Here is a 19565-nt window from a genome sequence, read left to right on the forward strand (position 1 = left end):
ATAAAAGGTAAAATTACCTAACGAATAAAATTCATAGATAGTTTCCCTTCTGCCTCCGGTTCCTTAACTCTTCCCTTTCCGTTTTCAACTAATTTCATAAGCCATGCCATATTTTTCCCGAGAACTCTCATTATCTGCATACCCTCTTTATCTCGTAAAACCTCTCCGGGCTCTTCCCCATAAATAACATTCCAATAATTTGAATCCGGCATTAACATCTCCGAATATCCAATATAATTATTTAATTGGTTAAAGGTCGGCATCCCGCCACAGCGCCTTACCGCAACAACCGATGCTCCGACCTTATGTCTCAACATCCTGTTATTCCCACCTGCAACATAAAAAGTTCTGTCCAAAAAGCATTTCATAGTACCTGCAATTGATGAATAATAAACGGGAGAACCTAAAAGTATCCCATCTGCTCCTTTCATCTTTTGAATACATTCATTTACTCCATCATCAGGAAGAATACACTTTTCGTCCTTGTTTTTTCTGCATTTCTCACAGCCAATACATCCTCTGATTGGTTTTCCGCCTATATGAACTATTTCCGTTTCTATGCCTTCCTTTTCAAGCTCTTCCAAAACCATTTTTATTGCATAATAAGTATTTCCCTTCTCATTAGGGCTTCCGTTAAAAGCCACAACTTTCATTTATTTTACCTCCTCTTTAATAAATACTTTCTAAATCTTTTATTTTCCCATATTCTCTATATGTTCGAAAAGCTTAGGAGTTATATCGGGATAAGTTAAATCCTTTGGGAGTTTATCAAATGAGTTTACTTCCTCCATTTCACTCTCAGGCATATTACCTAATTTAACAATGTCGGCAAAGAAAACCATTCCATTTGCCCCGGATATCTCATCCCCTGCCCAATAATCAAAAACCGGCTTTATAGAAAATTCAATTGCTCCGGATTCCTCAAATAATTCACGTTTTGCGGCATCTAAGGGCGCTTCCTCTTTTTCTATATGTCCTCCTTGAGTTTCCCAGGAATTTCTGCCTTTGTGTCTGCTCAGAAGCCATTTTCCCTTAAACCGAGATATAATCACAACAAATTTATAACTTTTAAGCTCATTTAATTTATGTATCATACATTGCATAATTTCATCCCTCTTTTTTGCCATAATATTATCCAATTAATTATATCATAAAATAAAAATCATAACATTACCTGAATCGGCAAAACCCAAGGCGATAAAAAATGGCATCATGTTTTATCATAGTAACATGATGCCATTTTTTATCATAGTAAGTTAGTATCGAAGAAAATGTTTATTCCATTTTCTTTGCTATTTTTTTTACTTCTTCATATGGTAATCCCGTTATATATACTATTTGTTCTAACTTCATATCCATTTTAACTAATTTTCTTGCTACTTCTATCTTACTCTGTCTTGTTCCCAGTTCCAACCCTTTCTCCATTCCTTTTAAAAGTTCTCTTTCTTCTCCTTCTTTCCTGAGCTTTTCGACTAAAGTCATCGCTACCTCACTTTCTTCCGGATAAATACTTTTAACCCAATCCATGTAATATATTATTTCAACATAAACTCCGATTAACTTTGCTGACTTTTCAGAAATAACAAAAATCTTAAAACAGCAACTTCTTTGATTATTTATCATTTTAATAAACTCTTTCAAACAAACTGCCTGGCAATTGGGATGAACAACCCTTTTATCGGTACGAACATCCTTTTTATCGGGATGAATTATTTTTTGGCATTGATATAAATAAGTCAGCAGTACTTCGATCTGTTTGTTTAAGTTACAGGATATAATCCACTGCGGCGAATGCATTTTCCCCCGTCATCTGTTTTCAGCCATTCAATTATTTTACGTGCTGCATGATCTTTAGGCAAATCTTTTCTTACGACCGCATAATAATTTGAAACTAAAGGGTAGCTGCCATCTTTAATGGTTTCCGAAGTAGCGGGAATGCCCTCATAATTTAAGATTCTCAATTTTTCGCCGATGCCGGTAATCCCGTCTACATTTTGCAGATAGTGATACAAAGTATAGCCCAATCCAAAACATTCTTTTTCAGAGACATTATGATAAAAAGCCACTTGTTCCAGCAGACCATCCATAGTAAGTTCCACAAAATTCTCTTTGATCCGTTCATTCATAGGTTGACCTTTTAAGATCAGGTTGTCAAGCTGAGACTGACTGCCGCTGTCTGCGTTCCTGCATAAGGGTATCAGTTCCTTGTCTGGCCCTCCTATTTCTTTCCAGTTATCTATTGCATAATCAATATAAATGTTGCGTACCTGTTCTTCAGTGATATTTTGTGCTGTATTATCATTACTTGTAATGAAAATCAAAGCTTCTGTCGATACGGGAAAAAATTCCAATTTCACCTCTTGAGTTTTCGCTTCTTTTAAAATATCCTGGGAAGCATAAGGAACAAATATCATATCTACTTCTCCGGCAATTAATTTTTTATAGGAAGGTACTGTTTTCGATGGGGTTTGAGGTAAATTCAACCACTCTTCTCCTTCTCCGGTTGGTACAACCATAGCTTTGTAGATTTCCTGTACAAGAGGCAGAGTAGAAGTTGAACCATCTATAGAAGGGTAATTTTCCGACGTGAGTCCAAGCTCTAAACCTGTATTACTAACAGCTATACCTTCTTCTGATGGCTTTATCGATTTGGTATCTTCATCTTCCTTACAGCCAGCTAACAATAAAGATAGCATAAATAAGATACATAGAAATATTCCATGCCGCTTTTTCATTACATCCTCTCCTCATAAATAATTTCACTTCAACAAATATCATATCTATTTTTAAATGTCATATTTATAAAAAAGGTTTTCTATTAAAATTATAAATTAAGGATGCCTTTTTTGAAACCCACTTAACGGAAAATTTATATTAAGGAAATCTTGATTTTCCTATGGGTTATAAAAAGGCCGTATATAAAATTAGCATATATACGGCTTTTTCAACGTTTTTAAATAAAAAACGCAAAAAGGACAAATGAAACGTCCCCACGTCTTGCCCACGTCTTGCGTCTTGGTTTAGCTGAAAATTTTCTTCAATTCTTTACGGCCATTTTCGTCTGTCAATGCCAATATACCATCATCAGCTAAAATTTGTGTGTTTCCCTTTGGAATCAATACGGATTCATTTCGGATAATCGCAATAAGTACCGTTTTACTCGAAATAGACAGATTTTTTAACAATTGGTCGGCAGCCTTAGCATTTTTTTGAACTTTCATTTGAACTATGGAATAATCTCCGCGGCCGAGCTTTAAAATCGTAAACATATCCTTCATATTCATTTCTTCTACCACGAAATACGATATCAGTTCTGCTTGGTTAACGCCTATATCCACACCCATTGTACTGTTAAACAGCCAAGCATTTTTAGGATTGTTAACGCGGGCAACTACCTTTGGTATGCCGAACTCCATTTTGGCAAGAGTAGAAATCACCAAATTAGTTTCATCAGCTCCGGTAACGGCAGCTACTACATCAGCCGAATCAATGCCTGCTTTTTCCATTACTTCAGGATCCGAACCATTGCCGAAAATCAGCATTTCATTAGGCAGTTCCTTCTGCAAATTTTTATATATATTTTCACGATTTTCAATTATACGTATCTCATGACCATTAGATGATAATAAGGAGGCAAGGTAGGCTCCGACTTGACCTCCACCTACAATTATGACTTTCACACTAATTCCTCCTTTTTATATTAATCCCAACATTGATCTCAATTTATTAGCGGCAGAAGAAATGACCGAAATATAGAGGATATCTTCTGCATTCAACTTGGTCCCGGTTGTTGGAATAAAAGTTTTATTATTACGATTAATGGCAACCATATGGATTTCACCAATAACCGTTAAATCATTTACGGTACGATTAACTAACAGAGACGGTACTTCAACGCGTACTATATTCACATTCCCATTTCCTATTTCATATACGCTGTCTAATTGACGATATGATAAAATCTCTGATGCCCTTTCAATTCCCCAAGTTGTCGTAGAAATGGTTTGAATCCCTATTCGATGATAAATATCCGCCTTTCTGGGATCATAGAGCCGTGCAATCACATAAGGCACACGATAAATATTTTTTGCTATCCTTGCAATAACAACATTTGCTTCGTCGCTTGCCGTACATGCTACTATAGCATCTACTTGGTCTATTTTAGCTTTTTTTAATACATCTCGGTCAAAGCCGATACCGGCTATTTTCAAGCCGTTAAAATTTTTCCCCAACTTTTTAAAAGTTTCAGGGTTCAAGTCAATCACTGTTACCTGATGACCTTTTTTTACAAGATCAAGTGACAGGCCTATACCCATTCTTCCTAAACCTACTACAATAACTTTCATGCCGTTCACCCCTCTATTATTTTTGATAGTTCTTGGCATTTTTTCTGTAACTCCATGCTTTTCTTACTTCTTCAATCAACAAGATCAGCGGTGGCCAAACACAAAGTAAAAGCCAATCTGACGAATCCAGTCCTAAAGTATGAAAAACGGATTGGAGTGGTGGTAAATAAACCAATGCAATAATTAATGCAACCTCAAAGATAATACCAAAGTTCACTTGTTTATTACTGAATAATCCAACTTTAAAGACAGACTGCTTTTCTGTACGACAATTGAACACAGCTCCGATTTGACTAAAGACAATAGCCGCAAGAGTCATAGTAGTCGCTTTGATATATACCGGATCAATTCCCCGAGCAAGAGGCACTGCCGGCCAGCCGTTTTCCATATTGACAAAGAAATAAGAAAAAGTGGAAGTAATAGAGCCCAATAATCCGTACCATAAAAAAGCTTTCATTATTAATTTTTTAGTTAGTAACGGCTCTTTTTGATTTCGCGGCGGTTGGTCCATAACTCCCTTTTCAGGCCTTTCAGTTCCTAAACCTAATGCAGGCAACATATCGGTACCTAAATCAATCGTAAGAATCTGCATTACTGTCAACGGCAACGGAATAGCTCCACGAGAAAACAGAAACAGAGCAGAAGGCACAGCTTCCGGCATATTTGAATTCAAAATATACAACAGAAACTTACGAATATTACTATAAACAGCACGACCTTCTTCAATAGCATGAACAATAGAAGCAAAGTTATCATCCGTCAAAATCATATCTGCTGCTTCCTTCGCCACATCTGTCCCAGCAATACCCATGGCAACCCCAATATTTGCCTTTCTTAAAGCCGGAGAATCATTGACGCCATCCCCTGTTACAGCAACAACTTCACCCATTTCCTGCAGATTGGATACAACACGTAATTTCTGTTCCGGTGCCACACGAGCAAAAATAATTTCATCCTTTAAATATTCCTTTAATTGCTCGTCTGAAAGTTCTTCCAGCTCCAATCCTGATACCACCCGAGGATTAGTACCTTTTACAATTCCAATACGTTTTGAAATACTTTCGGCAGTTAAACCATAATCTCCGGTAATCATGATGATACGAATACCGGCATGATGACATTCTTCAACGGCAGCCGCTACTTCCGGACGTGGAGGATCAGCCATTGCAATTAACCCCACAAACACCAGATCATGCTCAATAATTTCGGGAGTATAGGCACTCATAGCCTTTGGAATATCATCATCTTTATGAAGTAAACGATAGGAAACTGCCAACACACGTAACCCTTCACGAGCATATCCGTCATTTGCTTTCATAATTTCTGCACGCATTTCTTCCGTAATAGGTTGAACTTCACCGTTTATGCGGATAGATTCACTTAATTTCATTACCTCTTTAGGTGCTCCCTTTACGTATGCAATACGTACAGTACCTTCAACAGGCTCGCTCAATTGGTGAATTGTCGTCATCCTTTTACGACGTGATTCAAAGGGCAATTCTCTTAAACGCGGAGTCGTTCTTATCTGTTCCTGTACATCAATACCTGCTTTTTCGGCTACAACACCTAAGCAGGCTTCTGTCGGATCTCCTAATACAGTATATCGCGGAGATTCTTCATCCGGCGGCAATAGACGGGCATTGCTGCATAAAGCTGCAGCTGTTAATAAAAGCTTCATATCTTCATCATCGTCAGCCACAAATTTTTTTCCGTCCTTTAAAATATCACCTTTAGGCTCATATCCAACACCCGTAACTTCATATTCCTTTCCTGCCAGCCATAAATGATTAACTGTCATTTCATTTTGTGTTAAAGTACCGGTTTTATCAGTGCATATAACAGAAGTGCTTCCCAATGTCTCAACAGAAGAAAGTTTTTTTACTAATGCATTTCGTTTGACCATACGTTGTACAGCCATAGCAAGGGACAATGTAACTGTTGGGAGTAATCCTTCGGGTATAAAGGCAACGACCATACCTAAAGCAAATATAAATGAAGAAGCCATAGGTTCTTTTACTAAAAATAATGCCGCAGCAAAGAAAAAAATTCCAAAAGCAATAGCAATAATCGATATTTGCTTTGTCAGACGATTCAGTTCCCTTTGTAATGGGCTATCCTCTTTTTTCATATTTTGAGTTAAATCTGCAATCTTTCCAAATTCGGTTTTCATCCCAATTTCTATGACTACGGCTTTCCCGTTGCCTGCGGAAACACTGGTTCCTGCAAAAATTAAATTAGGAATTTCAGCTCTTGTTAAATTATTCTTTAATATAGAATCATTTATCTTCGAAACCGGATTCGATTCACCGGTAAGTGTCGATTGATTGACTTGTAAATCATTGCATCCAACTAATCTAGCATCCGCGGAAATCTTATCGCCCTCTTCTAATAAAATTATATCACCGACAACTAGATCTTCAGCTAAAATCTTTTCTTCTTTTCCGTCACGAATAACTCGCACATATGAAGGCAGCATATTCTTCAATGCATCTGTTGCCTTACCGGCACGATATTCCTGCCAAAAACTAAAAACACCGTTAATAATGTTTACTAACCAAATGGCGATTCCCAATTGAGGCATACCAGCCACAAAAGCTACTGCACCTCCAACCCATAGTAAGATAGCCATTAAATGGGTGAAACTTGCAAGGAAAATAAGTATAGTAGACTCTTTTTTCTTCTCATCAATAAGATTTTTTCCTTCTTCTTTCTGCCTTTGTTCGGCTTGAGCCTGCGTTAATCCTTGAGGGCTTGTTCCTAATGCCTCATAAACTTCATCAACTGAAATTTTATAAATATCTTTTCTAATATTTGCTGTATCTTTATCCAATTGTTTTGTCAACCCTCCCTTTAATGATAGATAAAAAAGTAAATATTCTTTTAACCATATTCTATCATATATTTAAAAATTCGACATTTCAAAATAAGGTACATGTTTTATTATACCACAAATTAAATTAATTACATCATTAATTTAATACCACAATAAAGTGCATGATCTCCATAGGAAAAAGCCCAGCACCGCTGGACTTTTTCACCGTTCATTATCACATTTTATTGTGGATTCGGGTAGTGGAGGCGGTGGGTGTCGAACCCACGTCCAAAAATATTTCCACAGAAACCTCTCCGAGTGCAGTCAGTATTTTTATATTCCCTCGGCAAGACCCCTACTGACAGGGTTCAGGCTTTGGTAGCTTCATTATTTCCGTTCCTTACTCAAAGCTTTGTAGGGCTCGGTTCCCCACTACGTTGACGCCCTATTCCAAATCGTGGGATTTTTGGATAAGACGAGCTGTCTAACTAGGCAGCTAAAGCGTAATTATTATCGTTTGCGTTTAATTTTAATTTGCCATTTTTAACGTTGTTTGGCGACAACGACTCGCTATTTCCGCTTCTATATCCCTGTCGAAACCAAATTCGCCCCCAAATAATATAAAATCAATATCTTTCTTTAACCTGTCTTTGAATCCTTCTTTCAGCATCCTTTTTTGCAATATCTTCTCTTTTGTCATACAGTTTTTTACCTTTTGCTACGGCTAATTCTATTTTCACCAGTCCATTCTTAAGATAAGCCGATAAAGGAATTATCGCATACCCCTTTTGCATTATAAGGGAAGATAATTTTCTGATTTCTCTTTTATGAAGAAGAAGCTTTCTTTTTCTCATAGGATCTACATTATAAATATTTCCTTGTTCATAGGGGCTAATATGCATGCTGTAAACAAATACTTCTCCATTTTCTACAATAGCATAGCTATCTTTTATGTTCATCCTTCCTTGTCTTACAGATTTTACTTCTGTTCCCGTAAGAGCAATGCCGGCTTCAAAAGTATCTTCCACGAAATACTCATGTCTTGCTTTTCTGTTTGTTGCAACTATCTTTATATTTTCTTTATTCATATTTACCACCACAACTTCTATAGTCCATTTTACAGTTTAACAACTTTTTTTCAGTCTGTCAACTTCTTTAATCTGTTAAAACAAAATCTACTGACCTTCTTACGACATCTGCACCAATTACCTTAATTTTTACCATATCTCCGATTCTATAAATTTTATGAGTTCTTTCCCCTACAATACAATATTTATCATCATCAAAATAATAATAGTCATCTACCATATTGCTAAAATGAATTAAACCTTCAATAGTATTATCCAATTGAACAAACATTCCAAAGTGGGTGAGAGATGAAACCATTCCCTCATAAACACTTCCTATTCTTTTAGACATATATTCGGCTTTCTTTAAATCATCTACATCCCTTTCCGCTTCATCAGCTATTTTTTCCATTCCCGAGGATTGATCCGCAACCATCGGAAGCCTTTTTTCTAAATATTGAATTTTGTCAGGGGTCAATCTTCCGTTTATATAACTTTTTATTATTCTATGAATCTGTAAATCGGGGTATCTCCTTATAGGGGAAGTAAAATGGCAATAATATTTTGCAGCCAAACCAAAATGTCCTTCGGCTTTGTTGCTATATCTGGCTTTTTTCAGGGATCTCAACATCAAATTGCTAATTAATGCTTCCTCTTTTTTGCCTTCAATTTTTTTTAACAATTCCTGAAGTTCTTTTGGATGAATTTCTTGATTGCCCTTTAAATTGTATCCAAAATTGTGTATGAATTTATTAAAATCACCTATCTTTTCCGAATCCGGATTTTCATGTATTCTGTACACAAAGGGAATATCTGCCCATGTCATATCTTCTGCTACGGTTTCATTGCAGGCAAGCATAAACTCCTCTATTATTCTATTAGCTATTCTTCTATCATCTTTTTTTATATCAACAGGCTTTCCATCATCGTCTAATATTATCTTTGCTTCTGGAAAATCAAAATCTATACTTCCTCGGAGTTCTCTCTTATCTCTTAGTATGTAGCATAACTTTTCCATGTTCTTTAAATCTTCATATATATCTTTATACTCCCTGACTATATGTTCTTCACCTTTTTCCAGCAAATCCGAAATATCATCATAAACTAATCTTCTCTTGCTTCTTATAACACTCTCCTGTATTTTATGATCAACTATGTTGCCATTATTATCTATTTCCATAAATACACTTAAAGTAAGCCTATCAACATTCGGATTCAAACTGCATATTCCATTGGAAAGTTCCAACGGAAGCATAGGAATTACCCTGTCAATTAAGTACACGCTTGTTCCCCGTTTCAACGCTTCCTTATCCAAAGGAGAATTCTCCTTTACATAATGAGTTACATCCGCAATATGAACTCCAAGCAAAAAATTTCCATTATTCATCTTCTCTACGGATACCGCATCATCAAAATCCTTTGCATCTTCTCCGTCTATTGTAAAAATATTTTTCTCTCTTAAATCCAGCCTTCTTCCTATCTCTCTTTCTTCAATTTCTTGAGGGATAGCTTGGGCCTGAGATATTACGTTATTCGGAAATTCTTCCGGTAATTTATATTGTTTAATTATAGAAAGGATATCCGTTCCCTTTTCTCCCGTATATCCTAATATTTCCGTTATTTTTCCTTCGGGACTTCTTCTGTAATCACCCCAGCTGAGTACTTCCACAACTACCTTTTGGTTTGTTTTAGCACCGTTGATATAGGCCTTGGGAATAAATATATCCACATTTATTCTTCGATCATCGGGAACAACAAAGCCAAAATTTTTATTGTCTTCAAATGTTCCGACAATCTCCTTATTGGCTCTTTCTAATATTCTTATTATCTCTCCTTCTTCTCTCTTATCTTCATCTTTTTTTCTTGTTATTCTTACAATTACTTTATCTCCGTTGAGAGCTCCATTAATACTGTCTGCAGGTATAAATATATCCTCTTCGCCTTTCTCTTCAGGCACTACAAAGCCAAATTTCTTTTCCGTTCCGTCAAGTATCCCTACTACAAGATTCATCTTTTCCGGAAGTCCGTACCTGTCGCTTCTTGTTTTAACTATTATTCCTTCCTTTTCCATGCTGTTTATTACTTTATAAAAAACTTTTAGTTCCTTCCTCCCTATTTCAAAAACTTCAGCAAGTTCTTCCTTAAGCATGGGTTTATACAGTTTTTCTCTCATCAGATCTATAATATTATCTCTTATACTCATATTTTCCTCCAATATATTGCCTGAGCATTCAATATTTTTTTCATATTATAGGTTACCCCTTATGAACCATTTTTAATCTTTATGCTTTACCCCCAAATTGTATTTTATTAAATAGATCTTCATTATAAGAATACATATTCTTATTTTTATCATCATGTGCTTTAAAAGCTATATCAATCATTTTATCAATCAAGGTTTTAAATGAATATCCTTTCCCTTCCCATAAATAATAAGCAATAGACCCGGGCATTGTATTGATTTCATTAATATAGATCTTCTGATTTTTATCAAGGAGAAAATCTATTCTTGCATTTCCTCTTCCATCTATTACTTGGAAAGCATTTTTAGCTATCTTTTCGATTTCGGCTCTTATTACATCTTCCAAATCCGCAGGTATCCTTCTTTTTTCGGTTTTGTTGTTTTTTATATTGCTTTTTATATATTTATCTTCATAGGATAAAAGTTCTTTCCAGCCCAGGGGTTCTTCACATAATGACACATCCACATTATCTTCATATCCCATAACTGCACAGTTAATCTCTCTGGGTTCTTCCACGGCCTTTTCTATAATTATCTTTCTATCATATCTTACAGCAATTTCAATAGCACTTATCAGGCTGTCCTCATCCTTTGCTTTAGATATCCCCACGCTTGAACCTAAATTAGCGGGCTTTACGAAAAGAGGAAATTCAAGTTTATTTTTTATATTATTTATTATTTCATTTCTATTTTCTTCCCACATAGATCTATAGAACCAGACATAATTTACTACAGGAAGGTTATTTGCTTTAAACACATCCTTCATAAGTACCTTATCCATTCCAACACTTGAAGACAATACTCCGCCACCAACATAAGGAATATTCATTAATTCAAAAACTCCCTGAATTGTTCCGTCTTCTCCGTTTGTTCCATGGATAACTGGAAAAGCAACATCAACACTCTCTATAATTTTTTTCCCAAACAATCCGACACTTTCAGGCTGTGTATATAAATTATAATCATTATTTGTGGGAACAACTACTATTTCCTTTAAATCATTCAAATTATTTTCCTTATAATTTTTAAATTTTCTCAAACTGTCCCCCGTAAACCATTTACCTTCCTTATTTATATAGAGCGGGACAGCTGTATATTTACTCTCATCTATATTTTCAAGTACCTGAAGTCCGCTTATAACCGACACCTCATGTTCAACACTTCTTCCGCCAAATATAACTGCTACCTTTTTTTTCATCTATTTCCCTCCTATATCTATTCATTATAATTGTCAGGCAGATCATTTTCAAAAAGTACAATGTCCTTAGGCTTAACTATTTTTTGGATTTGATCCGTAGCTTCATTTAAATCATTTACAACAAAAATATTTTCCTTTGTATATCCAAATTCCATTAATCCTCTATATATTGGTTCTGTTCTTTTTTCTCCCACCAAAATTACATAATCGCAAACCTTGCCTATTTGAGTTCCAAACTCTTTATTGGCAGCCTCTTCTCTTTCTCCCAATTCTACCATTCCGGGAGTAACTATTATCTTTTTGCCTTCTTTAAATTGGCTGATAACATCCAAAGCCGCTTTTGCCCCAATAGGATTTGAATTAAAAGCATCATCTATTATTATAATTCCCGTACTAGGGGTAATTATATTTAATCTGTGTGGAACTGGTTGAATCTCTTCAATTCTATCCCTTATTTCTTCAAAAGACAATCCCAAGACTCTTCCAACCGCGACTCCTGCCAATATATTATATATATTGTGTTTCCCTAATAACTTCGTTGTACATCTTATCTTATTTCCGTCTTTATCGTTAATGTTAAAAGATGAACCAAGCTCAGATATCTCTATATCCGTAGCATATAAATCCAATTTTTCGGAATCTCCAAGACCATAAAGCAATTTTTCCTTAAATGTCTTATCGGCTAACTTTCTAACATATTCATTATCATAATTAAATATGGCCACTCCATCCGCCGGAAGCCCCTCTATAAGCTCATATTTAGTTTTCATTATATTTTCTAAATTTAGGAATGTCTCCAGATGAGTTTCTCCTATTGAAGTGATTATCCCTATTTTAGGGTGAACAAGTTCAGTCAGTTCTTTTATGTCTCCAATATTTCTTGCTCCCATTTCTGCAACAAATATTTCGTAATCTTCATTTAAATCATTGTTTATAACCTTGCTTATACCCATAGCCGTATTATAGCTTTCCGGAGTATTTAAAGTTTTAAACTTCTTTTCAAGTATTGTGGCAACTATAAATTTAGTACTGGTTTTCCCAAAACTTCCTGTTATACCTATTGAAGTTAAATTCTTTAAAGATTTTATTTTCGCCTGTGCTTTTAAATAAAAATGTCTGTTAATTTTTATTTCTATCGGTTCTACTATCATATTTCCGAGAATAATATTCAATGGTTGAAAGTAATATATTAGTGTCTCTGCAAATAAAATAATAGGAAAGTAGTATTGTCTGTTATTTACCGTCATAAAAAATACAGCTAAAATAATTCCTATCTCAATCAGATCTACAAAAATCAAACTTACATACAGCCTCATTGCTCTTTTAGTAAATACCAACTCTTTTTTTACTTCTTCCTCTTTCCATTGAACCGAATAATCCATAAATATGATCCATATTACAAGGTATCCGTATAATAGGTAATTATTTTTCAAAAATATTGATAAAAAAATATACACTGCCGTAAAAAAAGTCAGAACAGAAACAGATACTCTAACTTTTCTCGGGTATACTCTCGATGAACTATTCATCCATTTAATAAATTGTTTGTTTTTATATCCTTCAATCTGAAGCATATGAAGAAAAAATTTACCCCTTTTAAGAATTACAATTACTCCTACCAAAAAAACCAAAATACTAACCATTTCATTTACCTCCCAGTAAAAAGGCATTTAAAACAATTGAAAATCTTCTAAAATCTTCAATATAAGAATAATGTCCTGCTCCTTCAAAAACTACTAATCCACTATCCTTTATTTCCCTTTTCATTCTCTCTCCCATATAAAGAGGAGTCGCCGTATCCTTCTCTCCCCAAATGATTAAAGTAGGTGCCTCTATATCTCTTAATAAATATTCAAAATTCTCATTAACAGCTTTAACAAAAATTTGGCGCATAATTCCCGATGAATTTTTATAATCCTCCGAGCCAAATTTGTCCTGAAATTTTTTCATTGCCTTATCTTTATTTCCCCAGGAAAAACATGACTTATACAATAATTTTAATATCTTGAAACTATAAACCTTTATATAATACTTTACAGTTCTTTTAGGAATTAATCCAGCACTATCAATTAAAACTATCTTATCTATAATATTTTTATACTTGCTTCCAAGTATTATCGATATTTTCCCGCCAAAAGAATGGCCTATAATCACTACCTTTCTCATTTTTAACTTATTCATAAAATCATATACTATCTTTGCGTAATCCTCCCCGCTAAAAACCTCCTTTGGCTCATCACTTTTACCAAACCCGGGAAAATCTATTGCATAGACCTTAAAATTTTTTTTTAACAGATTAAATATGGGCATTACAGTTTCAATACTGCATCCCCACCCATGAAGAAGTAAAACTTCAAAGCCTTCCCCTTCAACAACATAATTAATATTAAGACCGTCTATATCTATGATCATATATGTAGTACCTTCCTCATAAATTAATTCCCTTAAATAATAATATTATCTCATACTATATGATTATAACAAATAATCGCATTTTTTAAAACCATAATTCTTATAACTATAAAATTATATAATATATTTAAAAAAGCTGGTAGAATTTTCCCTCTGCCGGCTTTTATATGTAAAAATTTAAAATTAATAGTTTCCACTTTTATGCAAAAACAAATTGCAGTAGGAAATTAATCACTACCGCTAATATTGCTGAGAATATAATTCTATGATTCGAATTTAATTTTATATCTATTGAAGAGATGCAAGTATTAAAGAAGATACCATAAATATAACAGCACAAACTATAGTTATTCTCTTAAGAGTATCTTCAAAATTTCTGCCTTTATTCTTTCCCCATGTACTTGTATTTCCTCCGCCTATTGCCCCTAATCCTTCGGATTTACTGGGCTGCAACATTACGGCTACAATCAATACAATACCTACCACTAATACCAATATCGATAGAAAAGTATTCATTAATTCCACCTCCAAAATAAAATTATATAATTTCCCCTTTAAACATTATTATTTTAACATAGCCCGTTTATAAAAGCAATAGTAAGTCACATAAAAAGATAGTAAGGCCTAAGGCCTACTATCTTTTTACGCTATAAAGAGCTTTTTCCCCTCTAAATTCTGATATGTCTGCAAGAACATCTTCTATTCTTAACAGCTGATTATATTTCGAAACTCTATCTGTTCTTGAAGGTGCACCTGTTTTTATTTGGCCTGCATTAATTCCCACTACCAAATCAGCTATAGTGGTATCCTCAGTTTCTCCCGACCTATGGGATACTACGGCTGTATAACCATTAACCTTAGCCAATTCTATAGCATCTAAAGTTTCGGTCAAAGTTCCTATTTGATTAAGTTTAATAAGCACAGAGTTTGCTACTCCGAGATCAATACCTTTTTGGATTCTCTTCGTATTAGTTACAAATAAATCGTCTCCTACAAGCTGAACCTTCTTTCCAAGTCTTTCAGTAAGAAGCTTCCAACCGTCCCAATCTTCCTCTGCCAATCCATCTTCAATAGATATAATCGGGTATTTTCCAACTAATTTTTCATAGAAGTCAATCATTTCTACCTTTGTATACTCTTTTCCCTCTCCAGCCAGTCTGTATATATCTCTCTTTTCATCATACAGTTCGGTAGCAGCCGTATCTATTGCCAAAGCTACATCTTTTCCCGGCTCATAACCAGCTTTTTTAATAGCTTCCACTATAGTCTGAAGAGCTTCTTCATTACTCTCTAAATTCGGAGCAAATCCTCCTTCATCACCAACTGCAGTATTAAGTCCTTTGCCTTTAAGAACGGATTTTAAATTATGAAAAACTTCTGCTCCCATTCTTAACGCTTCTTTAAAATTCGGTGCCCCTACAGGCATTACCATGAACTCCTGAATGTCTACATTATTATCTGCATGCTTTCCACCGTTTAATATATTCATCATTGGAACAGGAAGTACCTTACCGTTTACTCCCCCGATGTATTTATATAAAGGTAATCCTAATTCATCGGCAGCAGCCCTTGCAGCAGCCAAGGATACTCCTAAAGTTGCATTCGCACCAAGTTTACCTTTGTTTTCCGTTCCATCCAATTCAATAAGCGCTTTATCTATCTCAACTTGATCAAGAACATCCATGCCTATTATTTCAGGAGCAATTATCTCATTTACATTGTCTACTGCCTTAGTTACTCCCTTTCCAAGATATCTTGATTTATCTCCGTCTCTTAATTCCACAGCTTCAAAAGCTCCTGTAGACGCTCCTGACGGAACTATTGCCCTTCCAAAGCCGTCCAACTCAGTGTAAACTTCAACTTCGATAGTCGGATTTCCTCTGGAATCAAGTACTTCTCTTGCATATACATCTGTTATTAAACTCATATTAATCCTCCTTCAAAATAAGTGATTTGCCTGTCATTTCTTTCGGTATTTGAATATTAGCCATATCAAGCAATGTAGGTGCTATATCGCAAAGCTTTCCCTCACGAAGCTTTACATTGCCGGCTCCTACGATTATGCAGGGAACCTCATTTGTGGTATGAGACGTAACGGGAGTATTGTTTTCATCCAGCATACATTCCACATTTCCATGGTCTGCAGTAATCAGTATCTTTCCTTGTCTCTTAACTATTTCTTCCACTATATCTCCCAATAGTTTATCAACAGTTTCCACAGCCTTCACAGCAGCAGGTATACTACCTGTATGACCTACCATATCGGGATTTGCAAAATTCAATATGATAAAATCATACTTATCCATTCTTATTCTTTTCAATACTTCTTCTGATACTTCTATTGCACTCATCTCCGGCTTTAAATCGTAAGTTGCAACTTTCGGAGAAGGAATGAGCGCTCTGTCTTCTCCTTTAAAAGGCTCTTCTCTTCCTCCGTTAAAGAAGAAAGTAACATGAGCATATTTTTCGGTTTCAGCAATTCTCAACTGAGTAAATCCAAGTTTACTTACATATTGACCGAAAGTATTTTCAGGAACTTCTTTTTTATAAACTACGTGAACATTTTTAATCGTCTTGTCATATTCAGTCATAGTGACAAAGAAAGTATTTACTTTTTTCTTTCTTTCAAACCCGTTGAAATCCTCATCAACTATAGCTCTTGTCAACTGTCTTGCTCTGTCCGGTCTAAAATTAAAAAATACTATTGAATCTCCGTTTTCTACTGTAACCGAATCTTCACCAGATTTTTTTATAACTGAAGGAATAACAAATTCATCAGTCACACCATTATCATAAGAGTCATCTATTGCTCTGGCGGCAGAGGAAAACTCCTTGCCTTGCCCAAACACTACTGCATTATATGCTTTTTCCGTTCTGTCCCATCTTTTGTCTCTGTCCATGGCATAATATCTTCCCGATACAGTAGCAATTTTCCCTACTCCTATTTCTTTGATTTTAGCTTCTAATTGTTCCAAATATGCCTTTCCACTTTTGGGAGGAACATCTCTTCCGTCAAGAAAAGCATGTACATATACCTTTTTAATACCTTTTTCCTTAAGAAGCCTGAGAATTGCATACAAATGGGTATTATGGCTATGAACTCCTCCGTCAGACACCAGGCCCATTATATGAAAATTGGAATTATTATTTTTCACATTGTCTATTGCTTCCAAAAGTTCTTTTTTTTCAAAAAAATCCCCATCTTCAATGGATTTTGTGATTTCAGTAAGTTCTTGATATATAATTCTTCCCGCTCCAATATTTAAATGCCCTACCTCCGAATTTCCCATTTGTCCCTCAGGAAGTCCAACAGCTAAGCCGCTTGCTTTAAGTTTAGTATTGGGGTATTCCTTCAAAAGCTTATCATAATTTGGAAGTCTAGCAAGGGAAAGGGTATTGCCTTCATATTTTTTCCCTATTCCCCAGCCATCCAAAATGGCAAGCATTACTAATTTTTTTGTCATATTTACTCCTCCATCAAAAATTTATAAGCTTTAGAAAATCTTTTGTCAGACTTGCCCCTCCAACCAATGCTCCATCTATTTCTTCTTCTTTCATCAATTCGGCAATGTTGGATGGTTTTACACTCCCACCATATTGTATTCTAATTTTATCCTTTGTTTTTTCACTATATATCTCTCCTATAGTGTTTCTTATAAAACCTATCATTTTGTTAGCATCCTCATTGGATGCTGTCTTTCCTGTCCCTATGGCCCATATGGGTTCATAAGCAATAACTATTTTTCCCATTGATTCTTCTTCTATTCCATCAAAAGCTTTCTTTATCTGATTTCCCACTATAGTTTCTTCAATTCCCTTTTCTCTTTCTTCTAATGTCTCTCCTACACATACTATCGGCTTAATATTATGATTTAAGGCTGATTTAATTTTTTTGTTTACAGTATCATCTGTTTCGTTAAAATATTGTCTTCGTTCAGAGTGACCGATTATCACGTAATCTACCCCTATTTCATTGAGCATCAAAGGAGAAATTTCTCCGGTAAAAGCTCCTGATTCTTTCCAATGCATATTTTGAGCACCCAACTTAATGTTGGTTCCCTTTAAAGCTTCCTTCACACTGATCAAATCCGTATAAGGTACACAAAGTACTACTTCCACACTATCTTTCTTCTCGCCATTTTTGATTATTTCAACTAATTCCAACGCTTCTTTTATATTCTTATTCATTTTCCAGTTTCCAGCAATTATTGGCAGACGCATATTAATGACCTCCTATTTATCACTTATAGCCGCAATCCCCGGAAGTTCTTTCCCTTCAAGAAACTCAAGACTTGCTCCTCCTCCGGTAGATATATGGGTTATTTTATTTGCATACCCTGCCTTTTCAACAGCAGAAGCACTATCTCCTCCGCCAACTATGGTTACAGCAGCAGACTCGGACATTGCTTTTGCTATGGCATTAGTACCCTTGCTGAAGTTTTCCATTTCAAAAACTCCCATAGGACCATTCCATACTATAGTTTTCGCTGTTTTAATTTCATCGGTAAATAATTTTATTGTTTTTTCTCCGATATCCAATCCCATCATATCATCCGGAATAGCATCCGAATTAACTGTTTTAAACTCGGTATCATTTTTTAATTCCTTACCGACTACTGTGTCCACCGGAAGAAGTAATTTAACTTTCTTCTCTTCGGCCTTTGCAATTAACTTCTTAGCAAATTCCACTTTATCTTTTTCCAAAAGAGATTTTCCTACATTATATCCCTTTGAATTTAAGAAGGTAAATGCCATTCCTCCGCCAATAATTATAGTATCAACTTTATTTAACAAATTCTCTATTACACCGATTTTATCAGAAACTTTTGCTCCTCCAAGAATTGCTATAAATGGTCTTTCGGGATTTTCCAATGCTTTTCCCATAACTTCTATTTCCTTTTGAACTAAGAACCCAGCTCCGGAAGGTAGATAAGTCGATAATCCTACATTAGAAGCATGAGCTCTATGAGAAGTTCCGAAAGCATCGTTTATATAAATTTCTCCGAGAGAAGCCAATTCCTTTGCAAATTCTTCTCCATTCTTTTCTTCTTCTTTTCTATACCTTGTATTCTCTAATAAAACTATATCTCCGTTTTTCATTTCTGATACAATATTCTTTACCTTGTCACTGACTACTTTATCGTCTTGTGCAAATATTACATTTTTTCTCACAAGTTCAGAAAGCCTTTTAGCCACAGGAGCTAAAGAATATTTTGGATTCGGCTCTCCCTTTGGTCTTCCAAGGTGGGAAAGTAGTATTATTTTTGCGTCATTATCAATTAAGTATCTTATTGTAGGCAAAGCACTGACTATTCTTCTGTCATCCGTAATATTTTGATTTGCATCCATAGGTACATTAAAATCACATCTAACCAATACTTTTTTTCCTCTAACATCAAAATCCTTTATAGATTTTTTGTTTAACATAAGATCACCTCGTTATAATTAATCCATTCCGGTTTTAACGGAAAACTTTTTTAGCTTACCT

17 protein-coding genes and 1 other RNA gene are annotated in these 19565 nt (G+C 35.1%); all 18 read right to left on the reverse strand.

Features of this window, described 5'->3' with window-relative positions; all coding sequences use genetic code 11:
* Window positions 1-17: 17 nt before the first annotated feature.
* The gene (locus EQM13_RS12895; RefSeq protein ID WP_128752918.1) at window positions 18-653 is read right to left on the reverse strand and encodes a flavodoxin family protein; all 636 of its coding nucleotides are present in this window, start codon (window positions 651-653) and stop codon (window positions 18-20) included.
* A gap of 39 nt (window positions 654-692) precedes the next feature.
* Window positions 693-1094 (reverse strand): NUDIX hydrolase, encoded by a 402-nt coding sequence (locus EQM13_RS12900; RefSeq protein ID WP_206172699.1) that lies wholly within the window; start codon window positions 1092-1094, stop codon window positions 693-695.
* A gap of 181 nt (window positions 1095-1275) precedes the next feature.
* On the reverse strand, window positions 1276-1797 hold the full coding sequence (locus EQM13_RS12905; RefSeq protein WP_128752920.1) for an RpnC/YadD family protein: 522 nt from the start codon (window positions 1795-1797) through the stop codon (window positions 1276-1278).
* Window positions 1761-2735 (reverse strand): PstS family phosphate ABC transporter substrate-binding protein, encoded by a 975-nt coding sequence (locus EQM13_RS12910; RefSeq protein WP_128752921.1) that lies wholly within the window; start codon window positions 2733-2735, stop codon window positions 1761-1763. The genes EQM13_RS12905 and EQM13_RS12910 overlap by 37 nt, the downstream gene beginning before the upstream one ends.
* Window positions 2736-3020: 285 nt before the next feature.
* Window positions 3021-3680: a potassium channel family protein gene (locus EQM13_RS12915; RefSeq protein ID WP_128752922.1), complete on the reverse strand. Its 660-nt coding sequence runs from the start codon at window positions 3678-3680 to the stop codon at window positions 3021-3023.
* Between the two features lie 15 nt (window positions 3681-3695).
* Window positions 3696-4346 carry a potassium channel family protein gene (locus tag EQM13_RS12920; RefSeq protein WP_128752923.1) on the reverse strand — a complete coding sequence of 217 codons (651 nt, stop codon included), beginning with the start codon at window positions 4344-4346 and terminating at the stop codon, window positions 3696-3698.
* Window positions 4347-4362: 16 nt separating this feature from the next.
* Window positions 4363-7176 (reverse strand): cation-translocating P-type ATPase, encoded by a 2814-nt coding sequence (locus EQM13_RS12925; protein ID WP_128752924.1) that lies wholly within the window; start codon window positions 7174-7176, stop codon window positions 4363-4365.
* Window positions 7177-7416: 240 nt separating this feature from the next.
* Window positions 7417-7771, reverse strand: a transfer-messenger RNA (tmRNA) gene (ssrA, locus tag EQM13_RS12930).
* A gap of 13 nt (window positions 7772-7784) precedes the next feature.
* A complete protein-coding gene (gene smpB / locus EQM13_RS12935) occupies window positions 7785-8246 on the reverse strand; it encodes an SsrA-binding protein SmpB (protein ID WP_071140022.1) in 462 nt (153 codons plus the stop codon).
* A gap of 67 nt (window positions 8247-8313) precedes the next feature.
* Window positions 8314-10428 carry a ribonuclease R gene (gene rnr, locus EQM13_RS12940; RefSeq protein ID WP_071140021.1) on the reverse strand — a complete coding sequence of 705 codons (2115 nt, stop codon included), beginning with the start codon at window positions 10426-10428 and terminating at the stop codon, window positions 8314-8316.
* 79 nt (window positions 10429-10507) lie between these two features.
* Window positions 10508-11665 carry a D-alanine--D-alanine ligase family protein gene (locus EQM13_RS12945; protein WP_071140020.1) on the reverse strand — a complete coding sequence of 386 codons (1158 nt, stop codon included), beginning with the start codon at window positions 11663-11665 and terminating at the stop codon, window positions 10508-10510.
* A gap of 17 nt (window positions 11666-11682) precedes the next feature.
* A complete protein-coding gene (locus EQM13_RS12950) occupies window positions 11683-13308 on the reverse strand; it encodes a UDP-N-acetylmuramoyl-tripeptide--D-alanyl-D-alanine ligase (RefSeq protein WP_071140019.1) in 1626 nt (541 codons plus the stop codon).
* Between the two features lies 1 nt (window position 13309).
* The gene (locus EQM13_RS12955) at window positions 13310-14077 is read right to left on the reverse strand and encodes an alpha/beta fold hydrolase (RefSeq protein WP_128752926.1); all 768 of its coding nucleotides are present in this window, start codon (window positions 14075-14077) and stop codon (window positions 13310-13312) included.
* Between the two features lie 288 nt (window positions 14078-14365).
* Window positions 14366-14593, reverse strand: a complete 228-nt coding sequence (secG, locus tag EQM13_RS12960; RefSeq protein ID WP_071140017.1) for a preprotein translocase subunit SecG — start codon at window positions 14591-14593, stop codon at window positions 14366-14368.
* A 118-nt stretch (window positions 14594-14711) separates the two neighbouring features.
* Window positions 14712-16004 (reverse strand): phosphopyruvate hydratase, encoded by a 1293-nt coding sequence (gene eno / locus EQM13_RS12965; RefSeq protein WP_114218499.1) that lies wholly within the window; start codon window positions 16002-16004, stop codon window positions 14712-14714.
* Window position 16005: 1 nt separating this feature from the next.
* Window positions 16006-17541: a 2,3-bisphosphoglycerate-independent phosphoglycerate mutase gene (gene gpmI, locus EQM13_RS12970; protein WP_071140015.1), complete on the reverse strand. Its 1536-nt coding sequence runs from the start codon at window positions 17539-17541 to the stop codon at window positions 16006-16008.
* A gap of 13 nt (window positions 17542-17554) precedes the next feature.
* On the reverse strand, window positions 17555-18298 hold the full coding sequence (gene tpiA, locus EQM13_RS12975; protein ID WP_071140014.1) for a triose-phosphate isomerase: 744 nt from the start codon (window positions 18296-18298) through the stop codon (window positions 17555-17557).
* Between the two features lie 12 nt (window positions 18299-18310).
* Entirely contained in the window at window positions 18311-19504 is a 1194-nt protein-coding gene (locus EQM13_RS12980) for a phosphoglycerate kinase (protein ID WP_071140013.1), read from the reverse strand.
* Window positions 19505-19565: the final 61 nt, after the last annotated feature.

Source organism: Acidilutibacter cellobiosedens (assembly GCF_004103715.1).
Lineage (GTDB): Bacteria > Bacillota > Clostridia > Tissierellales > Acidilutibacteraceae > Acidilutibacter > Acidilutibacter cellobiosedens.